We start from the raw sequence: 11,567 nt of genomic DNA, 5'->3' as shown, positions 1-11,567 counted from the left end.
CTCACTTGTGGGCAATTGGAGACGCGACAGGGAAAATGATGTTAGCTCATGCAGCATCCGCTCAAGGAATTGTTGCAGTCGAAAATATTTGCGATCGCCAGCGTCAAATTGATTATCGCAGCATTCCCGCCGCTGCCTTTACCCACCCCGAAATTAGCTATGTTGGGTTGACAGAAACCGCAGCAAAGGAATTAGGAGAAGCGGAAGGATTTACCATCAAAACCGCCAAAACATACTTTAAAGGCAACTCCAAGGCACTAGCAGACGGCGATGCAGATGGAATTGCCAAAGTCGTCTACCGTCAAGATACAGGGGAAGTCTTGGGAGTCCACATCATCGGTTCTCACGCCTCCGACTTAATCCACGAAGCCTCAGCTGCGATCGCCAATCGTCAATCCGTCCACTCCCTCGCCTTCCTCGTTCACGCCCATCCTACCCTTTCCGAAGTCTTGGATGAAGCGTACAAACGAGCAGTTCATGCTTAATTACGTGGTGCGTGAGATACTTCCGACTTCCGCGCCGAACGACTCTTGTACGGGCGGGTTTAGCATATAGATTCATAGCCAAAACTAGAAATTTTTGGTCAAAACCCGCCCCTACGACTCCCTACTCCCTACTCCCTACTTCCTAGTGATGCAAATCCGCCGTCGTCCGCCAAATCCGTCTATTGATATCAGTTATTTGAGCTATCAGGTATCAGTGCCTGGTGCAAAGCCGCAGCATATTCTAGAAGAGATTGTGTGGCATAAAGAGATTGAAGTCGATCGAATGCGGGAAAAACTACCGTTAGTAGAGTTACAAAAGCAAGCTCTTTCATTACCTGCTACCCGCGATTTTGTAGCTGCTTTACGTCAAGGTAAGACTTCTCCATCTGTGATTGCTGAGGTGAAAAAAGCTTCTCCTAGTAAAGGCATATTGCGAAAAGATTTCGATCCTGTGGCGATCGCGCTTTCATATCAAGAAGGTGGCGCGAGTTGTATTTCGGTACTTACAGATAGCAAATTCTTTCAAGGCAGTTTCGATTATTTAGAACAGATTCGCGCTGCGGTGGATTTACCACTGTTATGTAAGGACTTTATTATCTATCCTTACCAGATGTATCTGGCACGGTTACGGGGTGCTGATGCGGTGTTGTTGATTGCTGCAATTCTGAGCGATCGCGATTTACAATACTTCATCAAAATTGCTAAAGCTTTGAAGTTAGCCGCTTTAATTGAAGTCCATACTCTCGAAGAACTCGATCGCGTTTTGGCTTTGGATGGCGTAACTTTGGTAGGGATTAACAATCGCAATCTGGAAAACTTTTCTGTCGATTTGCAAACAACTAGCCAACTATTAACCGAACGTCAGTCACAATTACAACAACAGGATATTTTAGTTGTGAGCGAGTCGGGAATTCACGCGCCAGCCGATGTAGCTGTAGTCACTCAAGCAGGTGCAGCAGCAGTGCTAGTTGGCGAGTCTTTAGTCAAACAACCAGAACCAGGAAATGCGATCGCTTCTCTACTAGAGTGAGTGGTGAGTGGTGAGTGGTGCGTGGTGCGTGAAATACTTCTGACTCCTAAGTTTTGACTTTTAACTTTTAACTTTTGACTTTTGATTAGTGAGGAGAGTATGGGAAAGATAAGGCAAGTAAGAGAAGAACTTTTTCTTTCCTTGCTCTTCCCAATTACGACTTACGACTTACGACTTACGACTTAGCTTATGATTCCCCTTCCTTCTCCAATTCACTACGAAGCCGTATTGCAGTTATTAGAGCAACAAACATTACCTATTGTTAGGCAAGATCCTCTTTTATCAGAGCAAGTTCAACAATTGATTATTTCTTTACGCAAAGCTGCGGCTCAACAAAAGCAACTGGAAGCTAGTTGTCAGCAAGCTCATGTAGATTATGAATTTCGTTGGTCTTTAAATCAAAGCGAATCTGAGCTAGCTACTACAGAACATTCTACAGTTTCATAATTCTACAGTTTCATAATTTTACTTTATAAAAGTCAGCTCAATACCTCTCAAGAGCTTGCCAAACTTTGACAAAATAACCGCCATATCCGCCGCGAGGTGTAATATAAGCGATCGTCTGATTGTTAGCACTAATAACCAGATAATGTACTGTATCTTTTGGGAGGACATGTAGTTTCTTCCCACTAAATAAATCCCAGATAACTCACTTACCATCAATCTCCCCGCGTACCAAAATCACAGTACTATCTACACGATTAGCAATCTGAGCGGGAATATTACCTTTAATAGCGCGTTGCAACATCCCTTCTCGACTGGCACCCAAAACCACAACATCGAAATCTTCACTCTTCACTAAATTAATTAAACCATCCGCAACAGAATTCGATACTACTGGTACTGCGGTGACTTTGCCTGATAATTGTCGATATTTAACTAAATATCGGATTGCTTGTTGCAGTACGCTCAAATCGGGTTTTGCTTCTTTAGATTCAATGACTTGACACAACTGAATCTCAGGTTGTTTTCCTAAAGAAACTAGCGGAGGTAAAAGCTTAATTGCTACTTTTGCGTTGGGACCACCCGCCATCGGGACTAGCCAACGGTTAAATGAGGGAGCAGGGAGCAGGGAGTCGGGAGTAGGGGAAGAGAGCTGAGGGGGAAAAGCTTCTTGCCTGTTGCTTGTTGTCTGTTGCCTATCTTCTGGTAATTTTACTAAGACAACATCGCAGGGTGCTTGGCGGATCAGGGTGTCTACAACATTGCCAAAAATTCGCCCAGGAGTGATGGTGTTACCTTTCCATCCCATCAACAAAATATCGATGTGTTGTTCTTTAATTGTCTCTAATATTGCTTGAGCAGTGTCGTGAGCTACCCGAATTTGGGTATGAACGGGGATTTTTTGCTTTTTCGCTATCACCTCGGCTTGACGTAGTAACTTGCGGCTTTTCCCCGTCCGTACGGAAGTTTCAGCGGGGGAACTACGGCGAGAGACGAGGATAACTTGAATGCACTCTAGTTCGTAATCGCGATCGCGGGCAATTGCCGCAGCCATTTGTAATAGTGATTCCGCCGTTTGGGGGTTAGCGATCGGCACTAAAATTCTGCCGCGTCCGGTGCTGGGCGATCGCGTTTGATAGACTATGTAAGATGGTTCTGGCTGCGGTCCCGTCTGTTCTGTCTCGCCGCTGAGTTTGTCGGCTTCAACACGGATAATATCGGCACGGGTAATAATTCCCACCATTCGCCGATTTTCTACCACGGGTAAGCGGCTGAGTTGGTAGCGATCGAGCAAATATAAGACATGGGCGAGAGTTGTGTGAGGACTGACAGTGACGGGTTGGGGAGTCATCACCTCGCTAATTGGAGTATCCCCAGGTAAGGGGCGATCGCGAATTTTGGCTAAATCGGTTTGGGTGATAATTCCAATTAACTTACTATTATCAACTACGGGAAAGCCGCGATGGTGGGAGCGAGAAAACGCCTGTACAGCCTCATCCAGCGTCATCTGCGCTCCTAAAGTTTCTACCCGGCGTTGCATCACGTCTTCTGCTGTCAACTCAGCAAGAAAGCCTTTGGGTGTGGCTGCTGGTTCTAAGTTAATCCCGTTGAGTTGCAAGATTTTATCGTAGATCGATCCAGGTGCTAACCGTTCGGCAATTAGGTACGCCGTTACCGAGCCGATCATTAACGGTAAGACTAAGTTAAAATCGGTGGTCATCTCAAACACGATCGCGATCGCCGTAATCGGGACTTTAGAAACGACGCTAAAAAATGCCCCCATCCCTGCTAAGGCATAGGTAGCAGGGGAACCAATACCTAAAACATAAAACTCGGTCAAACCAACCACATAACCCAAAGCTGAACCGATAATCAAACTCGGGGCGAATAATCCTCCTGGCGCTCCCGAACCAAAAGCAACTAAAGTGAGGATAAATTGCGCGACAAAGGCGATCGCGGCTAATTCTAAACTGGCATCTCCAGTAATCAGAAATTCCCTCAAACCACTATTATCGCGGAAGGTAGGAGGTAAAAGGGCGATCGCAATACCGGAAATTAACCCAGCTAAGGCAATCCGTAGGGATAAGCTAATGTGTAACTGGCGATAAAATTTTAAACTAGCAATAATGCCACGATGAAACAGAGAACCTAGCAACCCTGCCAAGATCCCCAGTAACAAGAAAAATGGCAGTTCAATTAACGAGAATGAGGTTGAGTGAGCAGTCAATACCAAACTCAAATCTAGGCTGCGACCACCTAAAATCCGCGACACGACGGCACCGATAAACGAAGCGAGGATCGCCGTCCCCAAAGTCAAACTCGACAAATCGCGGAGTAATTCTTCAACCACAAACAAAACCCCCGTAATGGGGGCATTAAAAGCAGCCGCTAATCCCGCACCTGCACCTGCGGCAATCATCTGGCGGCGGTGGTCGGGAGATGTGGGAACCCAACGGCTAAATTGGGCGGCTAAGGCTGCACCTATATGTACGGTTGGTCCTTGCCTACCTATGGTCAACCCCGAACCAATTGCTAATGTTGAAGCGAGTAACTTGACCCCAGCAGTCCGCCATGATATGTCTGTCGCAGCGTTGGCAAGTACTGCCTTAACGTGAGGAATACCGCTACCGCTTGCTTCTGGAGCTAACCGTTCCACCAGCAAACCAGACAAATATCCAAAAGTCAGACCAAAAGATGGCAGCAAAATCCAGGCTGGAAATAGGTTAGATTGATGGACTCGCATTGCCCCAAACCAGCCAGAACCGGCTTTTAGCAATACCGCAGATAAAGCGGCGACTAGACCAATTAAACAAGCTTCGGCGATCGCGCTGGTGCGGCGGGGACGCATCCAGTGGCGCAAGTATTGGCGGAGGGCAGGCATCAGGGGCTAGAGTTTAGAGGCAGGAGGCTAGGAAACATGTAACTGTAGGGTAAGCTAATGCTCACCATCTATTAACGACACATCATTTGCTACAGGATGCCACAATTCGTCATAATTTGAGACAAAATCTTTAAAGGTTTTCTAAATAGTTTCGCGATCGGCAATCCATCAAGTAAACCAAGACTGCCATCCCGACCAATTTTGAACTAAATTAGCAATCTCTTGATAACCAGCAGCACGGGGATGAGCGCCGTCATAATCTGCTACTTCTTGTAACCAAATCTGCGATTTTTGCAGAGGTGTGAAAATATCTAAATAAGGAATATTTTTTGTCAAGCAAATTTGCTCGAATTGTTTCAACAAACAAGCAGTTCTAGAATTTTGTTCTGTATCCAGCATGGGAGGCGCTCCTACCATCAAGACCGGAAATTTTTGTTTAGCTACCTGTAAAATTTGGCGAGTATTTTCTATAGATTCGACAAATTCTATCCGAGTTTTATGAGTTTCTATAGTCGTGTCATTTGTCCCAAAAGAAAACACGATTCTACCATCGTATTCTTTGCGTAAGCGGCAAGACACTTCCTGCAACCACCGCGCTTTAATATCAGCACTAGTTTCTCTTCTAACTCCTAAATTGTAATAAGTAACGTCATATCCTTGTTTCTGGGCAGCAACACAAATTCTTCCCGTCCAACCAAGACACTCAGGATCTCCCGTACCATTGACAAAAGAGTCGCCAATAAAACAGATACGCATAGACGGTCATTGGTCATTTGTCATTTGTGAATATTAGCCGATCTGGTCACTGCTCGTGCGCTCCCTGCTCCCTGCTCACTGTCAACCCCTTCCCGTCACTGACAATCCTTCCAAAATCAGAGATGGAGTGTAACACGAACCGTTCCAATCGGCATCGCTGCCGAGGGCAACTAGCTGTTTGAGGGCGCTGTAGATGTTGCCTGCAACCATTGTGTCCTTGACGCGACCGATCGCTCGACCGTTTTTGACTCGATAGCCGAGATCGATATTGATTGAAAAATCACCCGAAATACTACCACCACCACCTAACATTTGATCTACAATCAGTCCGTCATCTAATAAGTTAATCAAATCTGACAAAGATTTCGTACCAGGTTCTATTAATAAATTAAATAACCCAGGTGTAGGATAGCTACCTAAGCCTGGGCGAAAACCGTTTCCGGTGGTGGCAGTACCCAACTGTCTGCCTGTAGCGCGATCGCAATAAAAATTTTGTAGAACTCCATTTTGAACGAATACGCGGTGTTGGGTAGGAGTCCCTTCATCGTCAAACGGACAGCTAAATGGTCCTGCTTCTGGGTCTTGATATATCGTCAAAGCTTTTGCCATCACGGACTGACCAAGGCGTTCTGCCCAAGGGGAAGCTTTTTCTGAGACTCGCTTACCATTCAAAGCCGCTTGTACCGTTCCCCATAACATATCAGCCGCCTTGGAGGTAAATAAAACTGGAATACGCCCTGTGGAGGGCGCAACATTTGCCTTTGCCCAAGCCAGCCGTTGTAGGATTTGTCGGACTACTTCTTCTGGTTGGAGGCGATCGCGCTGAGTTTGTCCGTCAGATACGCTTAAAAAATCGTCACCTCTTACCCACTCTGCTGATAAGTAACAACTGAGTGTCGTATCGGTGTAGTGGCAATCTAGCCCTAGGGAATTGACCAAGCGGGTTGTCTCCATTTCACAATCCCACTCAGCACTCACCATAACTTCAGGAAAAGCATCGCGGATCTGGGCGATCGCCTCTTTTCCCCAATCGATCAGATGTTCGACTGCGATCGGTTGCCCTACATTGGGATAGATCGTCTGGGAGTGACTACCAAGTTCAATCGGTTCGGGTTCGTTGAGTTCGCTGAGAGCAAGGGCTGAACCGACTAGCGCCTCAGGTGCTACAGAACCGTAAGCAACTGCTAGCCCTGGACGACCATCGCGCCACAAGCGCAAAGCCGTCCCCTCTGTCTGGGCGCTTTCTAGCTGCTTGAGGCGGTTAGCTTCAAAAAAGACAGGTTGAGACTGCGATCGCGCCTGATACACTTCCGCTGCCTCTGCCCCACATTTAGCAGCTAGCTCCAACAGTCGTTCTGCTAAGTTATCTTTTTGTAATTCGTAATTCATAATTCTAGGGAGTAGGGAGCAGGGAGCAGGGAGTAGTGAGTAGCGAGCAGTGAGTAGTGAGTAGTGAGTGTTTTTTCTCCCCCAGCGACCCTGCGCTTCCCCAGCTCAAGAGCAGCTCTCACGATCGCTCCTAGCCCCTCAATTACGGTATAGAGACTTCTTGTAATAGCCACAAACCGGCGAACGACTCGGTTTGTGGGTTGGACTGCACGGCAATAAAATGTACGCCATTGGCTTGTTGCTTAGCGCTTACAAAAGCTTGAGCTTCTGCTACAGTTTGCGGATTCTTAAGATTAGCCAAGATCCAACTCTCGCTAGCACCAGTTTCTAGCAGTAATCGTGCTACTGGACTAGTTTCCACTCTGACAAAAGCTAATTCGATTCCAGTCATCCATCCTGCTAGCGGTAAGGCTCTTTCTGAGAAAATCAACAGCCCTGGAATTATCGTTTCTGGTGATAAACCCACCATCTGTAAAGGAAATGCCTCTCCAAAAGCAATTTCCCACTCATGCATATCAGCCAAAGCCGTTGCTTCCAGATTCACAAACGCCCACTGCTGTCCGGTTAGCGCATCTGGTAAGCGCTGTGGTGGAGATGATTCCATCTTGACAGATGGATTTGGTGTAGGTTGATATCCCGGCTCTTGCGGATAAACTTCATCCATCCGTTCTTTTAGCAATTGCAGTAGCGCCAGAGTGCGGCGACTTGGTTGCGCTGGAATGCCCAAATCTTTACAAGCTTTGGTAATCATATTATTCATCTGGCGACGGAAAAAGCGAAACTTCGTAGGTGCAGTTCCAGCTTTTGCTATTGCCTCTTGTAATGCCGTCCGCAACCAAGCAGAATTCACTTGGGTGCTGGGACAATACTGGGCATACCGAAACAGGCGATTGGGATCGGTGCGCGTATCCAAAGGACTCTCGCACACCACAACCTCCCAAACTTTCTTTTGGTTCTCATCCAAGATTGGACGGGAGTAGAAATCTATCTCCCAAATGCTACCCATGAACTATCATTACGATTTCTTTACTTCACCTAACATCAACATACACGTTTTCTGACACTTATTAGTCAGTAGTGAGTAGTGAGTCAGTTAGTCAGTTGTTAGGGAGCAGGGAGTAGGGAGCAGGGAGCAGGGAGTAGGGAGTAGGGGCGAGGAGTGAGGGGACAAGGGAGCAGAGGAGCTTCAGGTGCAGAGGAGAGATCGGGAGCAATTCTAGCCACTAGCCACTCACGACACCCCACACCCCATTCTTCACCGATCGCTGATAACTGAATAACTGACAACTGACAACTGATACAGAATTGATTATTAAAAAAATATAAACTATAAGAATGATTTATATACTTAGGAATGAGTCGTCTTTATTTATAAGCATTACTTATTAGTTTGCAACAACTAAATTCCTTTACTAATCAGGCTTGGATCGGCGTTACAAGCGAGAATTTTTCTCGTAGTATCAGAGATGTGATCGAATAAACACGGCAAAGCTGTTTAGCAGCAACCCGTACTGTTTGACGCATCTCAAAGCTAGATTTTGGGATATTCAGCGAGTTCCTTGCCTTGGCGAGGAGCAAGTACGATCGCGCCAAATTTCAGGTTGCGAACGCGATCTCTTAGGGTATGGGAGCGACCAACGCATGGTTGCTGAAAGGTGATAGAAGGAGGCGTTTCGTCTCGACTTTCTGTCCGCCCACGCTCAGACTAAAGAGCTGCGATCTTCCTCCCGCGATCGCCAATTCGGAAAGGCAACTTGTTGAGAGAACAGGTATACCTTATTTTATCCTGCCGTCTATAAAGAGGACAACTAAATGGCAACTTACAAAGTCACATTAATCAACGAGGCAGAAGGGCTAAACACCACGATTGATGTGGATGACGATACCTATATTCTGGACGCAGCTGAAGAAGCTGGATTAGATCTACCATATTCCTGTCGTGCTGGTGCTTGCTCTACCTGTGCGGGCAAAATGGTATCTGGAACGGTAGACCAGTCCGACCAATCTTTCTTGGATGACGATCAGATCGAAGGCGGCTACGTACTAACCTGCGTAGCGTATCCTACTTCTGACTGTACGATTGAAACGCACAAAGAAGAAGAACTTTACTAGGAACAGGAGACGGGAGAAGACAAGGGAGGCAGGGGAGCAGAGGCGCAGAGGCGCAGAGGGAGCAATTCTAGCCACTCTCCCGCCTCCCGATTCTCCTGTACGAGCGGGTTTAACCGCAGATTGATTTGTTCTAGTACAACTAAACTAAACAAAACCGCTCCTACGACTCTCGACTTCCGACTCCTGACTCCCTAATTTGTGTCCCAGGATAGTAAAAGTTGAGGATGCGATCGCTCTTCCACCCCAGTTTTGCCAAACCACTTGCACCTGTTTGGCTAAGACCAACTCCATGCCCTAAGCCACCACCGACAAAAGTATAGCCCTGTAGGGCATTTTCTCCTTTGGTTTGGTCGTATAAGGGTTCTAAATAAAATAGAGTGCTTCTCGGTGCAGAAAAAGCACTGCGAATTTCATCTTTTTCTAATAAAATATTACCGCGATCGGTTTGTACGGCGAGTTTGAGGATTCTACCTCCAGGCGATCGCTGCGTCACTTGTATTTGTTGAATGCGGCTGAAGTTAGCTAGCGAACTCCGATTCTTGGTTAAAAATTTTTGTAGGTCTTGGGTGAGCTGTTCGATACTACTTTCTCTACGCCAGCGAAACAGCCGCGTTCCCGCTTCGTTAAATCCCCGTTGCATGTTGATAAAACGTTGAAAGTTACTTTCGTCAGCAAGGCTCTGACGTGATAAATCCCAAATGCTGTAAGCAGAATCTACCAAAGATTTTAGATAAGGTTTGTCTGAGCCATTCCAAACATCGCTAAAAACAGCCGTTACTCCACCTGTTGTAGAAGAATAGAGTGCGTCAACTAACTCGTTGTTATAAGTTAGCACCTTATTTCTAGTTGCTAAAATTGCTCGATCTGCATTGGGATCGGTATCTTTTAAGCCCACATAAACTTGACAATGGGTATCGGCGCTCAGTTCGTATCCATCGATCGCAAAACGGCGCAAATTCCGTAAGGCATACGTTCGAGCAATAATAGTTTGTGCTTCGATCGCCGCATAAGATACATTTCTGCCGATTTCATGGGGTACAACTCCCCGTAGATAGGTTTCAAGAGGTACATTGTTGACTAAGGTATAAGTCCCGTAGGCATTCGGTTGCAGTTGCAATTTTCCGGCAAAGGGAATTCCATATTTATCTTCTTTACCTTGGCGAACTTGGATTAAATTTTTATTTGCAATCACTTCCAGGCGATCGCTACTATAACGATTGCCGTTGACTTCCCAGCTGACGATTGGCACTTGCTGCAAAATTCGGCTATCTAAATGTGCAGTTTTCTTCCCTTGAAGCTGGACGCTGCTGAGCAACATTCGCCGCAAAAACGGCGTGTTATAAACTTGGCGTTTTGCCCACACTTGCCATTGTTCCGGCTGAGCAATTTCTGTCTCAATCCCTAAGGCACGCCATTGCTTTGCCGCGTCTTCCGCAGTCTCAAAGCTACGATGAGTGCTAAGAACTACCCGCTCTTGCAATACGGGTGTCACTAAAGTTTGCATCTGCACTACTAATTTGACATTGTTAGCGCTGAGCTGAGTTTCCTGCGGTCGCACTGTTTTATTGTGAGTTTGAGTTCGGCTGCTAAATTTGAGCTGGAGGCGATCGCCTGGTGTTGCTTGCAGCGTCAATTCATCTGTCAGTTCATCCCCAAAGTGCTGCACCACGCCAACTTTGAGTTGTGTCTCTTCACCCCGTGCTGCCAAAGTTGCACTAGCCAATCCCAGCCAGCAGGCGATCGTCAGTACGCCGCAGAAGAGAGCTGAGGGAGCTGAGGGAGAAGAATTACTTCTGGCTCCTGGCTCCTGACTCTTGACTCCTGACTCCTGACTCCTAATTTTTGACTTTTGACTTTTGACTTTTGACTTAAAAATATTTCTTTCCATAGATATAAATGTGTAAGCGCAATTTTTGATGTGTCTAACCTCATTTCTCCATCAATTTATCTCTCTTTAGTTGAGTTGCAGAGAAAGTACAAATATATGTTGCATAATAAAGTCATAACGAGTATGATTTAGAAAGAGGTGATGCAAAGCGATAGATATGACAAAAGTACAAGAGATTCCCTTGAATCAGATTCGGCGACCTTTGCCACGGGAGAACGACCAGCAGAAGGTCAAAGCACTGATGGAGTCAATTCAAGAGATCGGACAGCAAGAGCCAATTGACGTACTGGAAGTGGAAGGACAATACTACGGTTTCTCTGGCTGCCATCGCTACGAAGCTTGTCAGCGTTTGGGGAAAGAAACAATCCTTGCTAGAGTGCGCAAGGCTCCCCGTGCAGTTCTGAAGATGCACATGGCGTAGTGAGGGAGCAGGGAGCAGGGAGCAGTTATCAGTGAAGAGTAGTTAGTGAAATACTCCTGATTGCTAAATGCTGAACGAGAAATTAAAAATTGAATTGTGAAGTACCTTCCTAGAGCAATATCGCTCTAAGCTAAGAAAATCGAGTAAACCACTGAGTAGAG

10 protein-coding genes and 1 pseudogene are annotated in these 11,567 nt (G+C 46.3%); 6 read left to right on the top strand and 5 right to left on the bottom strand.

Features of this window, described 5'->3' with window-relative positions; translation table 11 throughout:
• The 3 genes and pseudogenes from ACRC32_RS25085 to ACRC32_RS25075 form a co-directional block, all read left to right on the top strand.
• A pseudogene (locus tag ACRC32_RS25085) lies at positions 1-485 on the top strand (dihydrolipoyl dehydrogenase); the annotation flags it as partial.
• Positions 486-633: 148 nt separating this feature from the next.
• Positions 634-1,515, top strand: coding sequence for an indole-3-glycerol phosphate synthase TrpC (gene trpC / locus ACRC32_RS25080; protein ID WP_438556520.1), 882 nt, complete (start codon positions 634-636; stop codon positions 1,513-1,515).
• Positions 1,516-1,704: 189 nt separating this feature from the next.
• Entirely contained in the window at positions 1,705-1,962 is a 258-nt protein-coding gene (locus tag ACRC32_RS25075) for a DUF5340 domain-containing protein (protein WP_438556519.1), read from the top strand.
• Positions 1,963-2,164: 202 nt separating this feature from the next.
• Here ACRC32_RS25075 and ACRC32_RS25070 read toward each other — a convergent pair whose 3' ends face one another.
• The 4 genes from ACRC32_RS25070 to ACRC32_RS25055 form a co-directional block, all read right to left on the bottom strand.
• Positions 2,165-4,840, bottom strand: coding sequence for a chloride channel protein (locus ACRC32_RS25070; RefSeq protein ID WP_438556518.1), 2,676 nt, complete (start codon positions 4,838-4,840; stop codon positions 2,165-2,167).
• Positions 4,841-5,008: 168 nt separating this feature from the next.
• Complete coding sequence (locus ACRC32_RS25065) at positions 5,009-5,596, bottom strand: GDSL-type esterase/lipase family protein (RefSeq protein WP_438556517.1); 588 nt, start codon at positions 5,594-5,596, stop codon at positions 5,009-5,011.
• Between the two features lie 81 nt (positions 5,597-5,677).
• Positions 5,678-6,985, bottom strand: a complete 1,308-nt coding sequence (locus ACRC32_RS25060) for a TldD/PmbA family protein (protein ID WP_438556516.1) — start codon at positions 6,983-6,985, stop codon at positions 5,678-5,680.
• Positions 6,986-7,127: 142 nt separating this feature from the next.
• Entirely contained in the window at positions 7,128-7,991 is an 864-nt protein-coding gene (locus ACRC32_RS25055; RefSeq protein ID WP_438556515.1) for a Tab2/Atab2 family RNA-binding protein, read from the bottom strand.
• A 509-nt stretch (positions 7,992-8,500) separates the two neighbouring features.
• On the opposite strand from ACRC32_RS25055, the gene ACRC32_RS25050 reads away from it, so the two are divergent.
• Positions 8,501-8,644 (top strand): hypothetical protein, encoded by a 144-nt coding sequence (locus tag ACRC32_RS25050; RefSeq protein WP_438556514.1) that lies wholly within the window; start codon positions 8,501-8,503, stop codon positions 8,642-8,644.
• Positions 8,645-8,797: 153 nt separating this feature from the next.
• Positions 8,798-9,097 (top strand): ferredoxin, encoded by a 300-nt coding sequence (locus ACRC32_RS25045; RefSeq protein WP_015154889.1) that lies wholly within the window; start codon positions 8,798-8,800, stop codon positions 9,095-9,097.
• 160 nt (positions 9,098-9,257) lie between these two features.
• Here ACRC32_RS25045 and ACRC32_RS25040 read toward each other — a convergent pair whose 3' ends face one another.
• On the bottom strand, positions 9,258-10,985 hold the full coding sequence (locus ACRC32_RS25040; protein ID WP_438556513.1) for a SpoIID/LytB domain-containing protein: 1,728 nt from the start codon (positions 10,983-10,985) through the stop codon (positions 9,258-9,260).
• A 157-nt stretch (positions 10,986-11,142) separates the two neighbouring features.
• Here ACRC32_RS25040 and ACRC32_RS25035 point away from each other — a divergent pair, with 157 nt between their 5' ends.
• Complete coding sequence (locus ACRC32_RS25035; protein ID WP_015154887.1) at positions 11,143-11,406, top strand: ParB N-terminal domain-containing protein; 264 nt, start codon at positions 11,143-11,145, stop codon at positions 11,404-11,406.
• Positions 11,407-11,567 lie beyond the last annotated feature (161 nt).

The sequence above is a fragment of the Chroococcidiopsis sp. genome (assembly GCF_051657925.1).
GTDB lineage: Bacteria > Cyanobacteriota > Cyanobacteriia > Cyanobacteriales > Chroococcidiopsidaceae > Chroococcidiopsis.
Note: the sequence above shows the minus strand (reverse complement) of the source record. Positions and strands in the feature narration are given on the sequence as shown.